This is a genomic window from Ruegeria sp. AF5 (genome assembly GCF_056541905.1).
Genome location: NZ_JBQFYZ010000003.1, coordinates 98,069 through 119,885, shown reverse-complemented (window position 1 = coordinate 119,885; position 21,817 = coordinate 98,069). Strand labels below are relative to the sequence as shown.

At 56.5% G+C, this 21,817-nt stretch carries 18 protein-coding genes; 13 read left to right on the top strand and 5 right to left on the bottom strand.

Features of this window, described 5'->3' with window-relative positions; genetic code table 11:
• The first annotated feature begins 31 nt into the window (after window positions 1-31).
• The 5 genes from miaA (at window position 32) to ACR0DS_RS06755 (ending at window position 7,776) form a co-directional block, all read left to right on the top strand.
• Window positions 32-925 carry a tRNA (adenosine(37)-N6)-dimethylallyltransferase MiaA gene (gene miaA, locus ACR0DS_RS06775; protein ID WP_480558554.1) on the top strand — a complete coding sequence of 298 codons (894 nt, stop codon included), beginning with the start codon at window positions 32-34 and terminating at the stop codon, window positions 923-925.
• A 352-nt stretch (window positions 926-1,277) separates the two neighbouring features.
• On the top strand, window positions 1,278-2,948 hold the full coding sequence (locus ACR0DS_RS06770; RefSeq protein WP_480558556.1) for an ABC transporter substrate-binding protein: 1,671 nt from the start codon (window positions 1,278-1,280) through the stop codon (window positions 2,946-2,948).
• 123 nt (window positions 2,949-3,071) lie between these two features.
• Window positions 3,072-4,118 carry an ABC transporter permease gene (locus tag ACR0DS_RS06765; protein ID WP_209504113.1) on the top strand — a complete coding sequence of 349 codons (1,047 nt, stop codon included), beginning with the start codon at window positions 3,072-3,074 and terminating at the stop codon, window positions 4,116-4,118.
• A gap of 13 nt (window positions 4,119-4,131) precedes the next feature.
• Window positions 4,132-5,595, top strand: coding sequence for an ABC transporter permease (locus tag ACR0DS_RS06760; protein WP_209504114.1), 1,464 nt, complete (start codon window positions 4,132-4,134; stop codon window positions 5,593-5,595).
• Window positions 5,596-5,688: 93 nt separating this feature from the next.
• Window positions 5,689-7,776, top strand: coding sequence for an ABC transporter ATP-binding protein (locus tag ACR0DS_RS06755; protein WP_267363907.1), 2,088 nt, complete (start codon window positions 5,689-5,691; stop codon window positions 7,774-7,776).
• Between the two features lie 111 nt (window positions 7,777-7,887).
• On the opposite strand, the gene ACR0DS_RS06750 is transcribed toward ACR0DS_RS06755, so the two are convergent.
• The 3 genes from ACR0DS_RS06750 to ACR0DS_RS06740 all read right to left on the bottom strand — a co-directional run bounded on the left by ACR0DS_RS06750 (window position 7,888) and on the right by ACR0DS_RS06740 (window position 10,642).
• A complete protein-coding gene (locus tag ACR0DS_RS06750; protein WP_480537707.1) occupies window positions 7,888-8,874 on the bottom strand; it encodes an MBL fold metallo-hydrolase in 987 nt (328 codons plus the stop codon).
• A 130-nt stretch (window positions 8,875-9,004) separates the two neighbouring features.
• On the bottom strand, window positions 9,005-9,967 hold the full coding sequence (locus tag ACR0DS_RS06745; RefSeq protein WP_267363905.1) for a LuxR C-terminal-related transcriptional regulator: 963 nt from the start codon (window positions 9,965-9,967) through the stop codon (window positions 9,005-9,007).
• 96 nt (window positions 9,968-10,063) lie between these two features.
• The gene (locus tag ACR0DS_RS06740) at window positions 10,064-10,642 is read right to left on the bottom strand and encodes a lytic transglycosylase domain-containing protein (RefSeq protein ID WP_480481225.1); all 579 of its coding nucleotides are present in this window, start codon (window positions 10,640-10,642) and stop codon (window positions 10,064-10,066) included.
• A 201-nt stretch (window positions 10,643-10,843) separates the two neighbouring features.
• Between ACR0DS_RS06740 and ssb the strand changes: the two genes are divergently transcribed.
• Both ssb and ACR0DS_RS06730 read left to right on the top strand, forming a co-directional pair.
• The gene (gene ssb / locus ACR0DS_RS06735; protein WP_209504119.1) at window positions 10,844-11,332 is read left to right on the top strand and encodes a single-stranded DNA-binding protein; all 489 of its coding nucleotides are present in this window, start codon (window positions 10,844-10,846) and stop codon (window positions 11,330-11,332) included.
• 18 nt (window positions 11,333-11,350) lie between these two features.
• Entirely contained in the window at window positions 11,351-12,421 is a 1,071-nt protein-coding gene (locus ACR0DS_RS06730) for a site-2 protease family protein (protein ID WP_480537706.1), read from the top strand.
• Window positions 12,422-12,430: 9 nt separating this feature from the next.
• On the opposite strand, the gene aroB is transcribed toward ACR0DS_RS06730, so the two are convergent.
• Together aroB and ACR0DS_RS06720 are read right to left on the bottom strand one after the other, a co-directional pair.
• A complete protein-coding gene (aroB, locus tag ACR0DS_RS06725; protein ID WP_480558559.1) occupies window positions 12,431-13,543 on the bottom strand; it encodes a 3-dehydroquinate synthase in 1,113 nt (370 codons plus the stop codon).
• The gene (locus ACR0DS_RS06720; RefSeq protein WP_480537702.1) at window positions 13,543-14,130 is read right to left on the bottom strand and encodes a shikimate kinase; all 588 of its coding nucleotides are present in this window, start codon (window positions 14,128-14,130) and stop codon (window positions 13,543-13,545) included. Before ACR0DS_RS06720 ends, aroB begins: the two co-directional genes overlap by 1 nt.
• A gap of 79 nt (window positions 14,131-14,209) precedes the next feature.
• On the opposite strand from ACR0DS_RS06720, the gene ACR0DS_RS06715 reads away from it, so the two are divergent.
• The 6 genes from ACR0DS_RS06715 to ACR0DS_RS06690 all read left to right on the top strand — a co-directional run bounded on the left by ACR0DS_RS06715 (window position 14,210) and on the right by ACR0DS_RS06690 (window position 21,345).
• The gene (locus tag ACR0DS_RS06715; protein WP_267363898.1) at window positions 14,210-14,359 is read left to right on the top strand and encodes a hypothetical protein; all 150 of its coding nucleotides are present in this window, start codon (window positions 14,210-14,212) and stop codon (window positions 14,357-14,359) included.
• On the top strand, window positions 14,349-15,869 hold the full coding sequence (locus ACR0DS_RS06710) for a hypothetical protein (RefSeq protein ID WP_480558561.1): 1,521 nt from the start codon (window positions 14,349-14,351) through the stop codon (window positions 15,867-15,869). The genes ACR0DS_RS06715 and ACR0DS_RS06710 overlap by 11 nt, the downstream gene beginning before the upstream one ends.
• Window positions 15,870-15,871: 2 nt before the next feature.
• Window positions 15,872-16,828, top strand: coding sequence for a site-specific tyrosine recombinase XerD (locus ACR0DS_RS06705; RefSeq protein WP_480472401.1), 957 nt, complete (start codon window positions 15,872-15,874; stop codon window positions 16,826-16,828).
• A gap of 81 nt (window positions 16,829-16,909) precedes the next feature.
• Complete coding sequence (locus ACR0DS_RS06700; protein ID WP_480558563.1) at window positions 16,910-18,199, top strand: HlyC/CorC family transporter; 1,290 nt, start codon at window positions 16,910-16,912, stop codon at window positions 18,197-18,199.
• A 97-nt stretch (window positions 18,200-18,296) separates the two neighbouring features.
• Window positions 18,297-20,714: a GcvT family protein gene (locus tag ACR0DS_RS06695; RefSeq protein WP_480558565.1), complete on the top strand. Its 2,418-nt coding sequence runs from the start codon at window positions 18,297-18,299 to the stop codon at window positions 20,712-20,714.
• Window positions 20,715-20,745: 31 nt separating this feature from the next.
• Window positions 20,746-21,345 (top strand): nucleotidyltransferase family protein, encoded by a 600-nt coding sequence (locus ACR0DS_RS06690; protein ID WP_480558567.1) that lies wholly within the window; start codon window positions 20,746-20,748, stop codon window positions 21,343-21,345.
• Window positions 21,346-21,817: the final 472 nt, after the last annotated feature.

Below are 21,817 nucleotides of genomic sequence, written 5' to 3'. Positions count from 1 at the left end.
ATGCGGTTGGTGAGGATTGAGGCAGCCGCATATGACCCAGCGATCAACAGACGCGATATTTCAGCAATTGCCCCCTATTCCCGACGACAAACCTGTCCTGATTGCAGGGCCGACGGCATCCGGGAAATCGGCACTGGCGCTGGAGATCGCCGAGCGGCATGGCGGCGTCATCGTCAATGCAGACGCAAGTCAGGTCTATGACTGCTGGCGAGTGATCTCGGCCCGACCATCTGTCGAAGAAGAAACACGCGCGCCGCATCTGCTCTATGGTCACATCGCCTATGATCAGGAATATTCAGCCGGTCACTGGCTGCGCGAAGTGGTGCCACAGCTGACCGGGGGCCAGCGGCCAATCATCGTCGGCGGGACAGGATTGTATTTCACGGCCCTGACCGAAGGCATGGCCGAAATTCCTGCGACCCCAGCGCAGGTGCGGGCCGAAGCAGACTTGCTGACCGTTGCCGAGCTGGTCGCCGGGGTCGACGAACAGACACTGTCTGGCCTGGATATGCAGAACCGCGCGCGCGTGCAGCGCGCTTGGGAAGTGCAGCGCGCCACTGGTCGCAGCCTGTTATCTTGGCAGGCCGATACGCCACCGCCAATTTTACGGCTGGATGATGCGGTTCCTATCGTTTTTGACGTCGACAAAACGTGGCTTCTGGATCGGATTGAACGCCGTTTTGATCAGATGCTGGAGCTGGGCGCAATCGACGAAGTACGCGCCATGCGGGATCGTTTCGACCCCGCTCTTCCCGCCTGCAAAGCCATTGGTGTGCCAGAGCTTATGGCCTATCTGGATGGAACACTGACTTTGGATCAGGCCCGTGAACGGGCCACAATCTCGACCCGGCAATTTGCCAAACGTCAACGCACGTGGTTTCGGGCAAGAATGAAAACATGGAATCACGTTGATTTCTCAAAGTGATATCTGGAGTTGTTCATTCCACAGGATATGACACCGAAAGCAAACAGATCAACGGAAACTAACTGGTTTTTCGTCTGTTATCAGTGATTTGACGCAGAATCTCCGCAAGGGTTTCTTCTTGCGGGGCGCCACATGACAAAATCCGTACTGAAATATCAACACTGCGGGAACGTCGCTTTTGTGCATTTTATGTCGATTCCGAACGTTGACGTTGAGTGATTTCTGGTGCCGAATGGCGGCATGGGGATGCACAGAGTCCAAAAACCGGAATCCTTCTTTCTTTCGACCGGACAAGCCCGCGTCGCTTAGAACAAGAACAAATCAACAAAATCAATGTCACAGGGAGACATTTATGACCAATACGGCAATCACCAACGACAAGGTGCACTGGGCGGCCGAGATGCACGCGCAGGAATACCGTGACGGCAAGCTTAGCCGCCGGGAATTTCTGGTCCGCGCGACGGCGCTGGGTGTCGCGGTACCGACGGCCTATGGTTTGATCGGTCTGCAATCGCCTGCGGCGGCACAAGAGCCGCAGCGCGGTGGTACCATCCGCTACCAGATGGAAGTGCGCGCGCTCAAAGATCCGCGAACCTATGACTGGACGCAAATTGCCACTTTCACAGCAGGCTGGCTGGAGTACCTGGTTGAATACAACAACGACGGCTCGTTCAAGCCAATGCTGCTGGAAAGCTGGGAAGCCAACGCCGACGCCACCGAATACACATTGAACGTTCGTAAGGGCGTAAAGTGGAACAACGGCGACGATTTCACAGCCGAAGACGTGGCCCGTAACATTGCAGGATGGTGTGACGCTGGTCTGGAAGGCAACTCGATGGCATCGCGTATGGCGTCGCTTATCGACGAAAGCACTCAGCAAGCTGCGGACGGTGCAATCACTGTGGTTGACTCCCATACTGTCAAACTGAAGTGCAACGCGCCTGACATCACGATCATCCCGGGTATGGCGGACTATCCCGCCGCAATCGTTCATAGCAGCTTCGATGCGAACGACATGCTTTCAAACCCCGTCGGCACGGGCTTCATGCTGCCTGACAGCCATGAAGTTGGCGTTAAAGGCGTGCTGGTGCGCAACGAAGGCTTCGACTGGTGGGGATATGAGGCTGGCAAAGGCGGCTATATCGACCGCATCGAGTTCATTGACTACGGCACTGACCCGGCTGCATTCCTTGCGGCTTATGAGGCCGAAGAGATCGACATGAACTGGGAATCTGTTGGCGAATTCGTCGACATCTTTGATGGCATTGGGCTTGTGCGCTCGGAAATCCCGTCAGGCTTCACCATCGTTATCCGCCCGAACCAGTTGGCCGAAGACGAAAACGGCAACAAGATCTACGGCGACAAGCGCGTTCGTCAGGCTTTGGCCATGGCGGTCGACAACGAGGTGTGTCTGGAGCTGGGCATGTCGGGCTACGGCATTCCAGCAGACAACTGCCACGTCGGGCCGATGCACCCTGAACATGACTCGGCCGTGACTCGTATCCCGTATGATCCTGCCGGGGCGAAAGCCCTGATGGACGAAGCGGGTATGGGTGATTTTGAGCACGAAGTGCAATCAATCGACGATGACTGGCGCCGTAACACCACGGCCGCGGTTGTAGCGCAGCTGAACGACGCGGGCATCAAGGCCAAGCATACAGTTCTGCCGGGGTCGACCTTCTGGAACGACTGGACGAAATACGCCTTCTCGTCGACGAACTGGAACCACCGCCCATTGGGCACTCAGGTTCTGGCACTAGCCTATAAATCGGGAGTCGCGTGGAACGAATCCGGTTTTGCAAATGCAGAGTTTGATGCGTTGCTGGCCGAGGCGAACTCGATCGCAGATGTCGACAAACGTCGTGAAGTGATGGCCAAACTGCAGGGGATCATGATCGACGAAGGTGTCACGATCCAGCCTTATTGGCGGACAGCGATGCGCCATCACCGCGACAATTTGGTAGGTGTTGAAAAGCATATCGCTGACCTGCCGCAGCTTTATAAGTTCGGCTTCACGTCCTGAGCGAAAAAGCAAAAGGCCGCGCCACCCCGGCGCGGCCTCTTCGTCCTGAATGCGACGAACAAATAATAACAGCTAAGCGTGGCGTTCCATGAAACCCGCGCTAGCCGACCCACAGGGGCAAATATGGGACTTTTCATTCTAAGGCGCGTTGGCATCATGCTGTTGACGGCATTGTGTCTGACTTTCCTGGTTTTCTTCTTAACCAACCTCTATCCGAACCTCGAGAAACTGGCGAAAACGCAGGGCAACTTTCGGATGTCGGATGAACAGGTTGAGAGCTACCTGAGCAAAAATGGTTACCTCCAATCCACTCCGATAAAATACGGCGAATGGCTGGGTGTCCTGCCCTCTTATCGGTACACGAATGAAGACGGAACCGTTCAGGGAAGATGCATTCTGCCGGGCAAAACCGCCGAAGAATCTCCGAATTTCTGCGGAATCCTGCAAGGGTATTGGGGCTATTCGACTGTCTTCAAGGAAGAGGTTTCCACCGTTGTTGGGAACCGGTTGGCTCTGACTGGTCGTCTGATGCTCTGGGTCATGTTGCTGATGGTTCCGTCCGCGTTGATCCTTGGTGTTTTGGCAGGAATGAAAGAAGGATCTGCCACTGACAGGACGTTATCGACCTTCGCCATCACAACGACGGCGACGCCGGAATATGTCTCGGGCGTGATCTTTATCGCGATCTTCACCTCATCCGCAGTTGGTTTGAAGTGGTTCAAAGGCACGGCCACGCAAGCGATGGAGAACCCGACCTTTGAGAACTTCTTCCTGCCGGTCCTGACCATTGCGCTTTATGGGATGGGCTATATTGCACGGATGACCCGCGCCTCGATGACCGAAGTGATGACGGCGCAATATATCCGCACCGCGCGCCTTAAGGGTGTCTCGTTCCCGAATATCGTCATGAAGCACGCGTTGCGTAACGCGCTGATCGCACCGTTCACCGTCATCATGCTGCAGTTCCCCTGGCTGCTGAATGGTGTAGTGATCGTCGAGACCCTGTTCAACTACAAGGGCTTCGGCTGGGCGCTGGTTCAGGCCGCAGGCAATAACGACATTCAGCTGTTGCTGGCGATTTCGGTCGTGTCGGTCTTTGTGGTGCTGGTGACCCAGCTGATTTCGGATATCGGCTATGTCTACCTCAACCCGCGCATCCGCATTTCTTAAGGAGGGTTAGATCATGGAACCACTTACCTGGACCGGCTCTATCGCCTTCCTGAACCCGCTTTTTGCCCTTGGCCTTGCGCTAATGGTCTTGTCAATTGCCGTCTGGATGCTGGCCAGCATCGTGCTGCCCGAAGACCAGATGACGGTGAACCCGGACGGTACGTTGAGCTCAAGCTCGGGCCTGCGGACACTGATACAACTTGCACTGCGCTACAGTTTCTTGGCCAGTGTCGGAATCGCGCTCGCCTATATCGTACTGGGCGTACTAATGGGCACAAGCGCCGGGATTATTGGCGCCATGTCCCAGCAGTTTTTGCCCGTATGGGTGTCGTTGATCATCCTTTATGCCATGTCGATCGCTTTCAAACGCAAGCTTGGCCTCTACGGCAAACTGTTTGACAGTCCCATCGGCATGATCGGCTTTGGCCTTGTAATGTTCTGGGTTTTCACCGGAGTATTCGGCGCGATGGATTTGATCGTCACGCATGACCCGCTGTCGCAGGTTTCGGGCATGAAGAACAAAGTGCCAGGTACGCCACTTTCAAATCTGGAGGACGGTCAATACGCCTGGTATCTGCTGGGTGGCGACAATCTGGCGCGCGATGTGTTCAGCCGCATGGTCAAAGGGGCATGGATTGTTGTTCAGATCGCCCCGCTTGCCACGATGTTTGCCTTCATGGTTGGCATCACGCTGGGTCTTCCGGCAGGCTATTATGGTGGTCGGCTGGATACTTTGCTGTCGTTCCTTGCGAACCTGATCCTGGCCTTCCCGGTGATCCTGCTGTTCTATCTGCTGGTCACGCCCGAGATCGTTGCGACCGGTGTACCGAACTATATGGCGGCCGTCTTGTTCGTATTCCCGATCATCTTCCTAGGTGTGCTGCTGAACTCACGCTACTATACCAGACCGAACTTCCGAACACCGCTGCTGATCGGAGTTTTGGGGGTAGCGGGTTGGTTCTACCTGTCTCTGATTTCGACCGGTGGCTACATCATCAATACCGACGCCTATCGTATCTGGGGGCTGCCGACCTATCTGGATCTGTTCGATATTCCAGGCGGTATTCTGGTGGTCTTTGTCTCGGTGGTCTTTGTGAATTCGCCGACCGTGTTCCGCATCGTACGCGGACTGGCGCTGGACATCAAAACACGGGACTACGTGGCGGCAGCACAAACCCGTGGCGAAGGTCCGTGGTACATCATGTTGTGGGAAATCCTACCCAACGCGCGCGGCCCGCTGATCGTCGATTTCTGTCTGCGTATTGGCTATACCACCATCCTACTGGGAACCTTAGGTTTCTTTGGTCTGGGCCTGCCACCTGAAAGCCCTGACTGGGGTTCGACGATCAACGAGGGGCGCAAGCTTTTGTCGATCTACCTGCACCCTGCTCTGCCACCCGCGCTGGCCTTGTTGACGCTGGTTCTGGGTCTGAACCTGCTGGCCGACGGGTTGCGCGAAGAAAGTCTGAAAGACTGATGTGAAAGCGACCGGGGGGCCAGCCCCCCGGACCCCCCGAGATATTTTTAGCCAGATGAAGAGGATCCCCTCGATCTGGCGAGGAGATACAAGATGAGCAAGATGGCGGATTATGACGGCCCGATCCTTGAGATCGACAAGCTGTCGATTTCCTTCTTTACCCGCCTGCGGGAAATTCCGGCCGTGATGGATTTCTCTGTCAGTGTGCAACCCGGTGAAGCTGTTGGTCTGGTCGGTGAATCCGGTTGCGGCAAATCCACGGTGGCGCTGGGTGTCATGCAGGACCTTGGCAAAAACGGTCGCATCGTTGGTGGTACGATCAAGTTCAAGGGTCGTGATCTGGCGGAAATGAGTTCAGACGAATTGCGCGACATACGCGGCAATGAGATCGCGATGATCTATCAGGAGCCGATGGCCTCACTGAACCCGGCAATGAAGATCGGTAAGCAGCTGATGGAAGTGCCCATGATTCACGAGGGCGTCAGCGCGGAAGAAGCGTATTCGCGCGCGCTGGAAGTTGTCACCGATGTGCGCTTGCCGGACCCCGAGCGAATGCTCAACTCGTTCCCGCACCAGCTGTCAGGCGGTCAACAGCAGCGCATCGTGATCGCGATGGCCTTGATGTCGAAACCGGCGCTGCTGATCCTTGACGAACCAACAACGGCACTTGACGTGACGGTTGAGGCTGCCGTGGTCGAGCTGGTGAAGGATCTGGGCAAGAAATACGGCACCTCGATGCTGTTCATTTCGCACAACCTCGGGCTGGTTCTGGAAACCTGTGACCGGCTTTGCGTGATGTATTCGGGTGAGGCGGTCGAGCGCGGCTCGATCAAGGATGTGTTTGACGAGATGCAGCATCCTTACACGCAGGCCCTGTTCCGGTCGATCCCGCTGCCGGGGGCCGACAAGAATTCGCGTCCGCTGGTGGCTATACCGGGGAACTTTCCCCTACCCCATGAGCGGCCCCCTGGTTGTAACTTCGGTCCGCGCTGCGACTATTTCGAAGAAGGTCGCTGTGACGCCAAGGACATCCTGATGGAGGCGGTGCCCGGAAATGACCGGCACCATACCCGTTGCCTTAAATTCAAAGAGATTGACTGGAACGCACCAATCACGGTGGGTGAACAGAAAGAGAAAGGTGAGATCGGCAGGGTCGTTCTGAAGATGGACAACCTCAAGAAATACTATGAGGTTGCAGCAAATGCCCTGTTCGGCGGTGGCGAAAAGAAGGTTGTGAAGGCAAACGAAACGCTCAGTTTCGAGGCGCATGAATCCGAGACATTGGCCATTGTGGGCGAATCCGGTTGCGGCAAGTCCACCTTTGCCAAAGTTCTCATGGGTCTTGAGACGGCCACGGACGGGCAGATTCTTCTGGACAACCGCAATATCGAACAGGTGCCCATAGAAGAGCGCGACGCAAAGACCGTTGGTGAAGTTCAGATGGTGTTTCAGAACCCGTTCGACACGCTGAACCCGTCGATGACCGTTGGGCGCCAGATCATCCGGGCATTGGAAATCTTCGGTGTTGGCAATTCCGAGGCCGAGCGCAAGAAGCGGATGCTGGAGCTGCTGGATCTGGTAAAACTGCCGCGCGCCTTTGCCGACAGAATGCCGCGTCAGCTGTCGGGTGGCCAGAAGCAGCGCGTAGGTATCGCGCGCGCCTTTGCCGGCGATGCGCGCATTGTGGTAGCCGACGAGCCCGTATCGGCACTGGACGTTTCGGTGCAAGCTGCGGTGACCGACCTGCTGATGGAAATTCAGCGCGAGCACAAAACCACGTTGCTGTTCATCAGCCATGACCTTTCCATCGTGCGATACCTCAGCGACCGAGTGATGGTGATGTATCTGGGCCACGTGGTCGAGCTGGGCACAACTGATCAGGTTTTTGCCCCCCCCTACCACCCTTATACCGAAGCGCTTCTGAGTGCTGTTCCCATCGCCGATACATCGGTCGAAAAGCAGCACATCGTACTGGAAGGTGATATTCCTTCAGCCATGAACCCGCCACCGGGATGCCCGTTCCAGACACGGTGTCGCTGGAAATCCGAAGTGCCTGACGGCCGCTGCGAGTCACATGTGCCACCGGTGCAGACATTGGCCGAGGGTCATCAGGTGAAGTGCCACTTGTCCGAAGAGGTGCTGGCACGGATGCAACCCGTGATCAAAGTCGCGGCCGAGTAGGTTTGCGGATCTTCACTGGAAAGGGCCGGTCGTTGACCGGCCCTTTCTGTGAGCGCCGCGTTTCACGAGGAAACTGGCGGCGCCTGTGAGTGGTGGTTCCCTGTAAGACTCTCAGCCGGTCATGACATTGTTGCCGAAATGCATGAACTCCTGGTTCATACCAGCAATCTCTCCGGCCTCCAGTTTCAGGCTGGCACTGTCAAGCATCTGATAGCTTTGCTGTCCCTTTACCCACTCGTCTGCTGATTGCAGCGTGGTCAGCGTATAAGACGTGACTTCGTTCAGGTAATGAGTTGGGATAATGATCTTGGGCTTTAGCTTGGCCACGATGTCATTACCCTGATCGAAACTCAGGATATGTTGCGACCCGTCTACCGGAAGGGTCAGAACATCGACCTGTCCGACGGCGTCCCAAAACTCCTGAGGCGGATTGTGGCGATTATCACCCCAGATCAGCGTACGAATGCCGCCTGTTTCCACCAGATAGACCACCATATCCATATGACCCACATTGTTCGGTGGGCAGGCTTCGACCCCAAACTCGGCCAGTGCATTGGTCCAGTTGTACCACCCCGGCGCCACGCAGGCATGTTTATCTGCAAAACCGGTGATCTTGATATCGGCGAACTCGAAATTGCCCACCATCCTGTCCAGCACCATGGTCGAGCTTGGTCGTTCGATCGCGTCGTGATCGAAATGCGCATGTGTCGACAAGGTAATGTCCACCGGGATCTGGGGGAATTCATTGCGGAACCAAAGCCCCCACGCGCCCGACGGGTCATCACGCCAGGGGTCGAACAGGACCGTTGCGCCGTTGGGCGAGGTGATCTTTATGGCGCAATGGCCATAATAGTCGATACCGACAACTCCGGCACTGGCCTGACCCGTCGATCCCTGCAGGTCGATCACGTGGTTATTGTTTCCTGGCTGCAACCAGGCTTGCGATTGCGCCTCGGCCGGTTTTGCCCCCAGCACTGAAGCTGTCGCGCCAACACCGGCAGCACCTGCCGCCATGAAAAATGACCGCCGAGACAGCCCCGGTGCCAGATGATCCCTGTCCCCTTTCAGGATGGTCGGTTTCAGATCCTTGCGATCCATATCTTTGTACCTCTCTGTTGGACGTGCGCCGTTTTTCCGCACCTCAACCCAGAGGGTAACAAGCCAAAGCACATCGGCTCAGACCGAAAAAATGGGGGTGAAATATGGGGGCAATCCCCATATTCGGCATTCACGAAATCGAGAGCAAATGACTGCGCAGGTTTTGATCCCGTCCCTCAAGTCCTAGTTTTCGACGAATGTTGTTGCGGTGAAAATCGATTGTCGACGTCTCTCGGGACAGGGCCTTGGCAATGTCCTTTGTGGTTTTCCCAAACATGACCATCTGTGCAATTTCCATTTCGGTCGGGGTCATTGCCGCGAAGGCATCCGTCAACTTGTCAGACAGCGAAGATGTGATCTCGTTCAGGTTCTTTTCGGCCAGCTCAAGATAGACAAATTGCGCCTCGTCGCCGGAAAGCTGCGCCCGAACCTTTTCAAGATACGGCAAAACTCTGCTTCGAACCTGCTCGACGATTTCGTGATCCCGGTTCTTGCGGTCATCGTCGAGACTTGAGAGCAATACGCGCAACGCTGTGTTCGTCTCCTGCAACTCTCGGGTTCGATCCGAAACACGCGTTTCAAGCTGGGCAAGTGTTTCGTTCAGTTTCTCCTCCAACGCGCGTCTCAGATAAACCTCTTGCAACAAAGCCAAATCCGACTCGACCATGCGCGCGAACTGCGCCAGCCCCTCTCGGAACAACAAGGCCCGCCGGTTCTGTTTACGGTCCAGAACACAGATTGTGCCAAACACCGAGCCATCGGGCCATTTCAGCGGTAAGCCGATGTAAAAGGTCATTCCGTGTTCCAGGTCGTCGTTGTCCGCCCAAACCGGATCACATTTGGCGTCCTCGACCACCAATTCTCCGTCACGCTCCAGAACACCCTGGCAATATAGCTTGGGGTTCAACTGGAAACTCAGACCGACCGGATATGGATTCTCGGGGTGATCGGATGTGATCAAAACCGCATGATCCGGCGCGTCGGTTTTCATGATCAGGCTTGCGGGCACGTCGGCCAGTTCTGCGACCAGATCAACAAGTTGCTGCCAGTTTGCCAGCGTTTCTTTGGGAATCTGCGGGTGATCAGCAGGCATAAGGGGCCTCACCAGTTATTGGGCGATACCCTGTCAGGTTAGTTGGAGGCGTTACACTGAATCAAGAATACGACACTCTGCGGCGCAGCATCGGTTTCAGCCGCCCCAGATAATCTTTACGTAGTTCTGGGTTTCCTTGTACGGCGGGATACCACCATGCTTTTCAACCGCATCAGGCCCCGCGTTATAGGCCGCCAGCGCTAAAGGCCACGATTTGAACTTGCGGTACTGCCAGGACAGATATCTAGCACCGCCTTCGAGGTTCTGCTTGGGATCATGCGGGTTTACGCCCAAAAGCTCAGCCGTTTGTGGCATAAGTTGCGCCAATCCCAACGCACCTTTATGTGACTTCGCCTGAGGGTTCCATCCACTTTCCTGCTGCACGAGACGCAAGAACAGATCTTCAGGGATGTTGTGAAGGCGGGCAACACGCCGCGCGATTTCCAGATACTCTCCGCGATATTTTCCTGAATATCGTTTGCTGACCTGATCGCGCGTTGTTTTGGGTTTCAGCCGGGCCGAGTCGCGGTACTGGGTTGCCGCACGAGAATCCAGAACCTTCGCCTGTTTCAGGAAAATATCCTTGCGGCTTTTGCTGGACAATGTTTGTGCCTGCACCGGCGCAACGGCCAATACAAGGCAGGCAACGGAAAACCCAGCAACCCAAGAACGCATCTTTGCTTATCCTGCTCGATCAAAACCAGTGGGAGTATAGGTATTCCCGCAAAAAATGAAAGCTTGGTAAATAGTACAGTAAGACTCTTGTTCGACAGTGTTGTATCAACTGTTTTCAACCATGATGCAGGCCGTATAGGGTCTCACGAAACTCATTGCGCCAGATTCGGCGCATTTACGCAGAACAGAACGAGGATTTACATGGCGGGTTCAGTCAACAAGGTCATTCTGGTGGGAAATCTTGGCCGCGACCCCGAAGTCCGGTCGTTCCAGAACGGTGGCAAAGTGTGCAACCTGCGCATTGCCACCTCGGAAAACTGGAAAGACCGCAACACGGGTGAACGTCGTGAACGGACAGAGTGGCATTCGGTTGCCATCTTCTCGGAACCGCTGGCCCGCATCGCCGAGCAATATCTGCGCAAGGGCAGCAAGGTTTATATCGAAGGCCAGCTGGAAACCCGCAAATGGCAGGATCAGTCCGGTCAGGATCGTTATACGACCGAGGTTGTCTTGCGCCCCTATCGCGGGGAACTGACCCTGTTGGACGGTCGTAGTGAAGGCGGTGGCGGCAGCGGCGGCGGTTATGGTGGCGGCCAGGCCGGTGGCGGTTACGGTGACCCCTATGGCGGTCCATCCAGCTCTCCGGCGCCCGCATCGGGCGGAATCGACGACGACGAGATTCCGTTCTAAGTAAAACGGAGAAACAACATGACATGGTCCTTCTCTCTCGGCCGATTGCTCGGGTCCGAACTGAGGGTCCATGTCACCTTTTTTCTGCTGCTCGCTTGGGTCGGTTTTGCCGCTTTCTCAGCCGGTGGAATGCCAGCCGCGATTGAGAACCTTCTCTTTGTTCTGGCGCTGTTTGCCTGCGTTGTCGCGCATGAGTTCGGTCACGCCCTTATGGCGCGGCGCTATGGCATCAAAACCCCCGACATCACCCTTCTGCCCATCGGCGGCCTGGCCCGGCTTGAGAGAATGCCGGAAAAACCGATGCAAGAGGTTCTGGTGGCGCTTGCGGGCCCGGCAGTGAATATCGCTATCTTCATTGGCCTTGCCGTGCTTGGCGCAGGGATGCCGCTTGAGACCCTCGCGCAATTGGAGTCACCAAATGTGAGGATTGTGGACAAGCTGGCCTATATCAATCTGCTTTTGGCCATCTTCAACTTGATCCCGGCATTCCCAATGGACGGAGGCCGCGTCTTTCGCGCCCTTCTGTGTTTACGCATGAATCGTGTCAAAGCCACCCGAATTGCAGCCGTTGGTGGCCAGGTTGTCGCCATCGGGTTTGGATTTCTAGGGCTGAGCTCCGGCAATCCAATTCTGGTATTGATCGCCGTATTTGTGTTCTTTGCAGCCAATGCAGAAAGCCAGGAAGTCGCTTTGCGATCTGCGGTTCGTCGTGTTCTGGCCCGTGACGCGATGATCACTGAGTTTCACGCACTTTCTCCCAGTGATACGCTGAGCACAGCGGCACAAGCCGTCATTCACACCACTCAGCACGAGTTTCCGGTACTGGACTCAAATCATACTTTGCTGGGTTTTGTGACACGCGATCGCCTGTTCACTGCCCTGGCAAGCGACCAGCCCAGAACTGCGCCCGCGACCTCGATCATGGATGCCAACGTTCCCGCAGTCTTGCTGACAACCGGCCTTGAGGACGTGCTGGAACACCTGCACAATGGGGCGCCAGCCATTGCAGTTCTGACCCATGGCGGTCACATGATCGGTTACATAACCCGCGAAAACATTGGCGAGCTGATGGTTATTCAGGGCCGTTAATCCCCTGCGTCACACCGGGGCTAGCGCGTCCGACAGAACCGACAATACCGTATCCTTCGGCACATCCGAGGTCACAAAAGCCTGACCAATTCCGCGGGCCAGGATAAACCGCAGCTGGCCGTCCACGACCTTTTTGTCCTGCCCCATCAGGTTCACCAGTACCTCGGCACTTGGTAGTTCGCCCGGAATATCAGCCAAATCCGTTTTCATGCCCATCGCCCGCAGATGCGCGCGTACCCGGCTTGGGTCTTCTTGCGAACACAGGCCAAGGCGGGATGAAAGCTCGAACGCAAGTGCACAGCCAATGGCCACGCCCTCGCCATGCAAAAGACGGTCGGAATAACCTGTGGCGGCCTCCAAGGCATGGCAGAAGGTGTGCCCCAGATTCAGCAGGGCGCGGTCACCTTGTTCGGTTTCATCCCGGGCCACGATATCGGCTTTCATCTGAACCGAGCGGGTTACCGCACGCACACGCGCGGCCATGTCGCCCGAGGAGACGCTTTGCCCGTTCACCTCAAGCCATTCAAAGAATTCCGCATCCCCAAGCAAGCCGTATTTCACCACCTCGCCATACCCTGAAAGAAAGTCCCTCTGGGGCATGGTCTGCAAGACAGATGTATCTGCCAGAACCAGCGATGGCTGATGAAAAGCGCCGATCAGGTTCTTCCCCTGAGGGGCGTTGATCCCTGTTTTCCCACCGACAGAGCTGTCGACCTGCGCCAGCAAAGACGTGGGGATTTGCACGAACCGAACGCCTCGGCGCAGGACGGCCGCGGCAAAGCCTGCAAGATCACCAATTACCCCACCACCAAGGGCCACAACAACGTCCCGGCGTTCAACCTTTTCTGCCAACAGCCACTCAACCGCGCGTTCGAAATGAGGCCAGCTTTTGGTCGCCTCGCCGGCGGGCAAGGCCAGCGCGGACATTTCGATCCCGGCGACTTTCAGACCCGCACGCAGCGAGTCCAGATGCAGATCAGCGACATTTTCATCTGTCAGGACGGCCACCTTGGGGCGCGCCAATAGTGGTGCAATCCAATCACCCGCGCGCGCCAGAAGATCTGGACCAATCTCAACGTCATACGACCGGTCACCCAGTTCCACATGTACTGTTTGATGCATTATCTGACTTCCAAAACATCAGGGCGCGCCAACAAGGCGTCGACAACGCGGTCCACCATATTCTCGATCGAAGTTTCGCCATCTGAATCCACGATCAGATCCGCCTCGGCGTAAACCGGAACACGCGCCTCGTAGAGGGCTTTCAATGTCGCAAAAGGATCAGCGGTACGAAGCAGCGGGCGCGTGTCCTTGTGGCGAACTCGGCTCCACAAAACTTTCAGGTCTGCCCGCAACCAGACAGACGCCCCACGCAAGGTGATCAAACGCCGGTTGTCAGGCTGAAGAAACGCCCCGCCACCCGTTGAAAGGATGCCTTTTTTTTCGTCCAGCAGGCGGCTGATGACCTGTGTTTCCTTGGTGCGAAAAAACGGCTCCCCGTCCCGCTCAAAGATTTCGGGGATGGTCATGTTGGCGGCTGATTCGATTTCAGCATCACTATCCAGAAAGGGAACACCCAGACGCGCGGCCAAAGCGCGGCCCACGGCCGTCTTACCGGCCCCCATCATGCCCACCAGAACCACGGTTTTGTGCAGATCAAATCGGGTCTGCGCGTCCGCTGAATGCGTGTTATGCTTAATTTCGCTCATTTCACCGTGAATGACGTGATCTTGGGAAAAATGCCAGTTATAACTTGGTCAAAATCAAAAATTGAGGCAGCGTGACGCCATGAGCCGTCTGATCAAGTTCCTGATATATGTTCTGTGCCTGACATTCATCGGGCTGGTTGCCTATGCCTATGTCGGTCCATTCTTTGGTGTGGATTTCTCTGCGCCTCAAAGTGAAATTCGCGAGCCGGTTGTACTGGATGTCAACTAAGCAACTGCTTTTGGCAATCACACTGGCCGGGTCGGCACATGCGCAGGAACCCTTATCCGCCATCGAATGGCTGACAGACCCGCCGGAAAACCTGCCGGGAACCGTTCTGCTGGAACCACCGGTTACGCAAGATGGCGCATTGCCGGAAATTGAGGTGACTTCGCTTGAGGCACTATCGCAGCCGCTGGGCCTGGTTTCGTCCTCTGTCACCGGTCTGCCCGTCGACCTTTGGCAGGGCAGCGATGCGGATCGCCTGGCCGAACTGATCGCCGACGTCCACGTGCGTGACAACCCGGCCATGCAGCGTTTGTTGTTCACGTTGCTCTTGTCTGAAACCCGCGCGCCGTCGGGGCCTCTGGCCGAAGAAACCCTTTTGCTGGCCCGGCTGGATCGGTTGATGCAACTGGGTGCCGCTGATCCGGCGCAGTCGCTTGTTCAGTTGGCCGGACCTACTGACACGCAAGACCGTTTCAAGCGCTGGTTCGATGCGACGCTCTTGACCGGGGATGAGGATCGCAGTTGTACCGCCCTTATTGCCGAACCGCATCTTTCGCGGGACTATGCGGCTCAGATCTTCTGCAAGGCCCGCCGCGGGGATTGGGCTTCAGCCGCGCTGACCCTTGAGGCAGCGCATGCGCTTGAAATCCTTCCACCCGAGGATCTGGCAGTTCTGGACCGTTTCCTCAGCCCGGAACTGTATGAAGGCGCAGCTTACCTGCCGCAGCCTGAGAACCCTGATCCCCTGACGTTCCGTTTGTTTGAGGCAATTGGCGAACGACTTCCCTCCGCTCCGCTGCCACGGGCGTTTGCCAATGCGGATCTGCGCGATGTCGCAGGTTGGAAGGCACAGATCGAAGCAGCGGAACGGCTTACCCGCATTGGCGCATTAACCCCCAATCAGCTGCTGGGCCTTTATACTGAGCGTGACCCGGCGGCCTCAGGTGCTGTCTGGGATCGGGTGGCCGCCGTTCAGCGTTTTGAAAGCGCGTTAGACACCGGGAACGCGGAAGCGATCGGAAAGACTTTGCAACCGGTCTGGCAACAGATGCGCGGTGTCGGGCTTGAGGTTCCGTTTGCCGAACTGTTCGCCGAGCGCTTGTCGTCTGTCACATTGCCGGTTGCCACCACCGAAATCCTGCGCTGGCGTATTCTGATGCTGTCGGGGCTTTACGAACAGGCCGCCTTGGCAGCGCCCGACACATCCAACGAAACCCGATTTCTTGCCGCTTTGGCACAAGGTGACCCCGGGCGCGCGGTGTCCCCGTCCCCTTTGGCTGATGCTGTCGCTCAGGGGTTTGAATGGGCAGCGCCTGTGCCGGGCGACATTGATGCGCTGCTGGCCAACGGTCAATTGGGCGAAGCCATTATTGAAGCCATGCAACTGTTTGCACATGGCGCACGGGGCAATCTGGTGGACCTGACAGCGGCGATTGCAACATTCCGGCGCGTTGGGTTGGAAGACACCGCGCGACGTGCGGCCCTGTCCCTTTTGATCCTGCAAAAGCGTTGATCATGGGCTCTCCGGCATCAGACGCCCTGTGGATTTCAACGTTCTTGCAGGCGCAGGCGGCAGAGCTTGGCGCGGCTACCAATACGCTGCTGGCCTATGGGCGCGACCTGAAAGATTTTGCCGAATGGCTGGACCGCAAGAAATCCGGATTTGATCAGGCAGATCGCGACCTGATCGAAGCCTACCTGATCGACTGCGATGCACAGGGCTTGTCACGTTCGACCCGCGCACGGCGTTTGTCTGCTATCAAGCAGCTGTACCGGTTTGCCTTCGAGGAAGGCTGGCGCGCGACCAATCCTGCCATTCAGATCAAAGGTCCCGGCCGGCAGAAACGGCTGCCCAAGACGCTGGATGTGCCCGAAGTTGATCGTTTGCTGGAGGCTGCTCGAAAAACCGGGCGAACCGAATCTGACAGGCTAAGAAACACCTGCCTGATGGAAGTTTTGTACGCCACAGGAATGCGGGTGACTGAGCTTGTCTCCCTGCCCGTCTCTTCGGCCCGTGGCGATCCCCGGATGCTGCTGGTGCTGGGGAAAGGGGGTAAAGAGCGAATGGTCCCCCTGTCGCCCCCGGCCCGGGATGCTTTGGCCGCGTGGCTGACCGCGCGGGACGAGGCCGAGGACTTGGCCGCGGAAAAAGGCGCTCAGCGCTCGCGCTTTCTGTTCCCATCACGCGGAAAGTCCGGTCATCTGACACGGCACAGGTTCTTTTTGCTGGTGAAAGAGCTGGCTGTACGGGGTGGTGTTTCTTCTGAAAAAGTCACACCACACACGCTGCGCCATGCATTCGCCACGCATCTGCTGGCCAACGGCGCTGATCTGAGATCGATCCAGACGTTATTGGGCCATGCAGACGTAGCGACGACAGAAATCTATACGCATGTTCTGGATGAACGTCTGGCGGAACTGGTGTTGCAACATCACCCGCTGAGCAAGGACCGCAATGAGGACAAGGGCTAAGACCTTGATTCAGCGGGGCGACGTCCCCATAACGGATGCAGTACACAAATCTATCAAGGACCAATGGAACCCTCACCTTCTATGTTCGACGGCGCATTCTGGGTTACGACCGGCGCTATCCTGTTCCTGCTTATCCTGTCCGGATTTTTCTCGGGCTCGGAAACGGCGCTGACCGCCTCGTCAAGGGGGAAACTACGCGTTCAGGCCGACAAGGGATCGCGCGGGGCTAAAAAGGCGCTGGAAATAACCGACGACAACGAACGTCTGATCGGGTCGGTTCTGCTGGGCAACAACCTCGTCAACATTCTGGCCGCGTCACTTGCGACGGCTTTGTTCACACGTCTTTTTGGCGAAAGCGGCGTGGCATTGGCGACCCTGGTCATGACCTTTCTGGTGCTGATCTTTGCTGAAGTGCTGCCCAAAACCTACGCCATCACCAATTCCGAAAAGGCCGCTGCGGCTGTTGCACCGATCATCAGCGTGGTCGTGACGGTGTTTTCACCTGTCGTCGCGGCCGTTCGATTGTTGGTGCGTGGCGTATTGCGCCTGTTCGGAGTTCAGATCGATCCTGACAGCAACATTCTGGCCGTGCGCGAAGAAATCGCAGGCGCTCTGCAACTGGGCCATTCCGAAGGGGTGGTTGAAAAGGAAGATCGCGACCGCATCCTCGGCGCGCTGGATCTGGGCGACCGCACGGTGGAAGAGATCATGCTCCACCGTTCCAACATCGAGATGATCGATGCGAACGCCCCACCCGAAGCTATCCTGAGGCAATGCCTTGAAAGCCCCCACACTCGTCTGCCTGTTTTCAGGGACGAGCAGGAGAACATTGTCGGCGTTGTTCACGCCAAGGACTTGTTCCGCGCGATGTATGCACAGGCTGGCAGCAGTGACGGCAGCACCGACCGATTGGCCAGCTTTGACATCGGCAAAGTCGCAAATGCCCCCTATTTCGTTCCGGAGACCACAACTCTGGATGACCAGATGCGCGAGTTTCTGAGGATGCATGGTCATTTTGCGCTGGTGGTGGACGAATATGGCTCATTGCGTGGACTGATTACGCTTGAAGATATTCTGGAAGAAATCGTGGGCGAAATCGCCGATGAGTTCGATATTGCCGAAGAGGTACCGGTTGTGCGGACGGATGATGGCCAATTCCTTGTCGAAGGTGCTATGACCATTCGCGATGTCAATCGTGCGTTGGACTGGTCGCTACCGGATGAAGAGGCCAACACTCTTGCTGGTCTGGTCATCCACGAAGCCCAGATGATCCCGGTTGTTGGACAAGTGTTTTCGTTCCATGGCTTCCGGTTCGAGGTTACAGCACGCGAAGGCAATCGTATCACAGCCCTGAAAGTGCGTCCCTTATAGGGGTTTGGGTGCGAGACAAAAACGACGCGCTCTGTCGCTCGTATGACAGAATGCTTAATCGTTGATCTGCACCGTCCTACCAGAAAAGGAGGAGCAGATGAAAAACACATGCCAGGTTGTCGTCATTGGTGGCGGCGTTGTCGGATGTTCGGTTCTATATCACCTGACCAAACTTGGGTGGTCGGACGTCATGTTGCTGGAACGGTCCGAACTGACCAGCGGCTCGACCTGGCATGCGGCAGGCGGGTTTCACACCCTCAACGGCGACACCAACATGGCGGCACTGCAGGGCTACACGATCAGGCTGTATAAAGAACTGGAACAGATCACCGCCATGTCCTGTGGCCTACACCACGTGGGCGGTGTGACACTGGCCGATAATCAGGACCGGTTTGATATGCTGCTGGCGGAACGCGCCAAGCATCGGTTCATGGGGCTTGAGACCGAAATCGTCGGCCCGGAAGAAATCAAAAAGATCGCGCCCATTACGAACACCGACGGAATTATCGGCGCTCTTTACGATCCGCTGGATGGTCATTTGGATCCGTCAGGCACCACCCATGCCTATGCCAAGGCCGCGCGAATGGGCGGCGCCACGATCGAAACCCATTGCATGGTGCGTGAAACCAACCAGCGCCCCGATGGAAGCTGGGATGTCGTCACCGACAAAGGCACAATCCATGCCGAACACATTGTTAACGCAGGCGGGCTTTGGGCGCGTGAAGTTGGTGCTCTGGCGGGTGTCTATTTCCCCCTACACCCGATGGAACATCAATATCTTGTCACCGACGCGATCCCACAGATTGAAGCGATTATCGATGCGGGTGGCGAGCATCCGCATGTCATGGATCCGGCAGGTGAAAGCTATTTGAGGCAGGAAGGGCGCGGCCTGTGCATCGGGTTCTACGAACAGCCCTGCAAGCCCTGGGCAGTAGACGGCACACCGTGGGATTTCGGGCACGAGTTACTGCCCGATGATTATGACAAGATCACCGACAGTATCGAATTCGCGTATCGCCGCTTTCCTGTGCTGGCTGAGGCCGGGATAAAATCGGTGATCCATGGGCCGTTTACCTTTGCCCCTGATGGCAACCCGCTGGTCGGCCCTGTACCCGGAATGCGCAACTACTGGTCGGCCTGCGGTGTCATGGCCGGGTTCAGTCAAGGTGGCGGCGTTGGCCTTTCGCTGGCGCAGTGGATGATCGAAGGTGAGCCCGAGCGCGATGTGTTTGCCATGGATGTTGCCCGCTTCGGAGACTGGATCAGCCCAGGTTACACCCGCCCCAAAGTCATCGAGAATTATCAGAAACGCTTCAGCGTCGCCTATCCGAACGAAGAACTGCCTGCCGCGCGCCCCAACCGCGCAACACCAATGTATGACATCTTCAGCGAGCTGGGCGCGGTCTGGGGGCAGCAATACGGCCTTGAGGTCCCAAACTATTTTGCTCAGGAAGATGAGCCGGAGTTTGAAACGCCATCCTTCCGCCGCTCGAACGCGTTCGCGGCGACAGGGCGCGAAGTGCGGGCGGTGCGTGAAGCTGTGGGTATCAACGAAGTCCACAATTTCGGCAAATACCGCATCACCGGACCCGATGCTCGGAACTGGCTGGACCGGATCATGGCTGGCCGCATTCCGAAACCCGGTCGGCTGTCTTTGGCCCCGATGCTGTCGCACAAGGGCAAGTTAATCGGCGATTTCACTGTTTCCTGCCTGACTGAAACCGAGTTCCAGCTTACGGCGTCTTATGGCAGTCAGGCCTTCCACATGCGGTGGTTCCAGCAAAACGCTCAGGACGGCGTGAGGATTGAAAACGTCAGCGACCGGTTGAACGGCTTCCAGATTGCCGGCCCGAAGGCAACGCAGGTTCTGGCAGCCTGCACCCGAGACGACTTGGCCGATTTCAACTTCCTGAACGCGCGCCGGATGACTGTCGGCATGACCGACTGTATCGTTCAGCGTGTCAGCTATACGGGTGACCTTGGTTATGAAATCTATTGCGACCCCTTAGCGCAGCGTCAGCTTTGGTGGACGCTGTGGGAGGCCGGACAACCCCACGGTATTGTTCCGTTCGGAATGCGCGCAATGATGAGCCTGCGGCTAGACAAGTTCTTTGGCTCATGGATGCGGGAATATTCGCCAGATTACACCGCCGCAGAAACGGGGTTGGACCGGTTCATTGCTTTCAACAAAAGCACCCGTTTCATCGGCCGCGATACAGCGGAATCAGAACGGGCCAACGGAACCACCCGCCAGCTGGCAGCCTTCGAGGTCGAAACAGACGATGCAGACGTCAACGCCTATGAACCGATCTGGCTGGATGGTTCGGTTGTCGGTTTTTGTACCTCCGGCGGCTATTCTCATTTTGCGCAAAAATCCGTCGCCATGGGCTTTCTGCCGTCCGGGCGCATAGAAGATGGTCTGGAGGTTGAAATCGAGATTCTGGGGCAGATGCGCAAAGCGAAGGTTATCTCGACACCTTTGTTTGACTCAGATGGCACACGCATGAGGGGATGACAGCACACATGACTGACGGCAGTGAGGCACAATGACCGAAATCCCAATCATCCTGCTTGCCGCCGGTCAATCCAGTCGTATGGGCGGGTTGGACAAGCTTTTGCAGCAAATCGACGGCATTCCACTGCTGACCCGTACGGCGACCCTTGCGCGTGGTGTGGCGCCTGTCCTTGTCGCCCTGCCACCGCGTCCACACCCAAGATATGATGCACTTGCGGGACTGGATGTTCAGACCGTTCCGGTCCCGGACGCGGCAGAGGGAATGAACGCCAGTTTGCGCACCGCCATAGAATACCTTCCTGTAGACGCACCCGCAGTCATGGTTTTGCTGGCCGACTTACCTGACCTGACCCAAGCTGATCTGAGAACGATCTTGAATGCACGTCAATTACATCCCGACAATGTAATCTGGCGCGGAACAACCGCAGATGGAAAGCCCGGGCACCCGGTGATCTTCGATCGGACGCTTTTCAGTCAGCTCTTGGCATTGCACGGCGATCACGGCGCGCAGACGGTGGTTCGGTCACAACAGGGTGGCGTATTCCTGCAACCCCTTCCCGGTCAAAACGCGGTTATGGATTTGGATACGCCGGAAGATTGGGATGCTTGGTGCAAGAAGCGTACTTCTTGAATAAACACGGCCCGGTCAACATCGACCGGGCCGGTGCCCAATACAGGACTACCACTTTCCACAATTCCAAAAGTTTGACCAATAGGTCTTAAAGACACTCTGGTTCCCTAGCAGCTAAACCTAAACAAGACCCCCTCGTTAACACGCCGCTAAAACTTCCGGTAACTGAGTTAGCCGCCAGCGCCCCCTAGCGCTTTTGGCTTCCCCTCACTTGGGCAATTTCATCCTCACTTATCCGATCCTTAGAAACAACGTAAAATTGGAAGAATAGGTTAATTTCGCGCACCTCGATTTGGCTTTTAGGCAACATAGCCCCAGGGCTTGTTCAACCTATAGGCGATCCAAGTCCGGTGCGCATATCAACGATTCGGGATTAAGCGCAAACTTATGCACCCATTCAGCTGCCTGTCAGCAAAGTTACAGCGTCAAGTCCGATGACTCCCGGACTCGCCCACAACCATTGGAAGAGCAG

Excerpts from the sequence above, each read along its gene's own strand:
- miaA (WP_480558554.1), top strand. The coding sequence starts at position 32 with ATGACCCAGCGATCAACAGACGCGATATTTCAGCAATTGCCCCCTATT.
- ACR0DS_RS06770 (WP_480558556.1), top strand. The coding sequence starts at position 1,278 with ATGACCAATACGGCAATCACCAACGACAAGGTGCACTGGGCGGCCGAG.
- ACR0DS_RS06765 (WP_209504113.1), top strand. The coding sequence starts at position 3,072 with ATGGGACTTTTCATTCTAAGGCGCGTTGGCATCATGCTGTTGACGGCA.
- ACR0DS_RS06760 (WP_209504114.1), top strand. The coding sequence starts at position 4,132 with ATGGAACCACTTACCTGGACCGGCTCTATCGCCTTCCTGAACCCGCTT.
- ACR0DS_RS06755 (WP_267363907.1), top strand. The coding sequence starts at position 5,689 with ATGAGCAAGATGGCGGATTATGACGGCCCGATCCTTGAGATCGACAAG.
- ACR0DS_RS06750 (WP_480537707.1), bottom strand. The coding sequence starts at position 8,874 with ATGGATCGCAAGGATCTGAAACCGACCATCCTGAAAGGGGACAGGGAT.
- ACR0DS_RS06745 (WP_267363905.1), bottom strand. The coding sequence starts at position 9,967 with ATGCCTGCTGATCACCCGCAGATTCCCAAAGAAACGCTGGCAAACTGG.
- ACR0DS_RS06740 (WP_480481225.1), bottom strand. The coding sequence starts at position 10,642 with ATGCGTTCTTGGGTTGCTGGGTTTTCCGTTGCCTGCCTTGTATTGGCC.
- ssb (WP_209504119.1), top strand. The coding sequence starts at position 10,844 with ATGGCGGGTTCAGTCAACAAGGTCATTCTGGTGGGAAATCTTGGCCGC.
- ACR0DS_RS06730 (WP_480537706.1), top strand. The coding sequence starts at position 11,351 with ATGACATGGTCCTTCTCTCTCGGCCGATTGCTCGGGTCCGAACTGAGG.
- aroB (WP_480558559.1), bottom strand. The coding sequence starts at position 13,543 with ATGCATCAAACAGTACATGTGGAACTGGGTGACCGGTCGTATGACGTT.
- ACR0DS_RS06720 (WP_480537702.1), bottom strand. The coding sequence starts at position 14,130 with ATGAGCGAAATTAAGCATAACACGCATTCAGCGGACGCGCAGACCCGA.
- ACR0DS_RS06715 (WP_267363898.1), top strand. The coding sequence starts at position 14,210 with ATGAGCCGTCTGATCAAGTTCCTGATATATGTTCTGTGCCTGACATTC.
- ACR0DS_RS06710 (WP_480558561.1), top strand. The coding sequence starts at position 14,349 with ATGTCAACTAAGCAACTGCTTTTGGCAATCACACTGGCCGGGTCGGCA.
- ACR0DS_RS06705 (WP_480472401.1), top strand. The coding sequence starts at position 15,872 with ATGGGCTCTCCGGCATCAGACGCCCTGTGGATTTCAACGTTCTTGCAG.
- ACR0DS_RS06700 (WP_480558563.1), top strand. The coding sequence starts at position 16,910 with ATGTTCGACGGCGCATTCTGGGTTACGACCGGCGCTATCCTGTTCCTG.
- ACR0DS_RS06695 (WP_480558565.1), top strand. The coding sequence starts at position 18,297 with ATGAAAAACACATGCCAGGTTGTCGTCATTGGTGGCGGCGTTGTCGGA.
- ACR0DS_RS06690 (WP_480558567.1), top strand. The coding sequence starts at position 20,746 with ATGACCGAAATCCCAATCATCCTGCTTGCCGCCGGTCAATCCAGTCGT.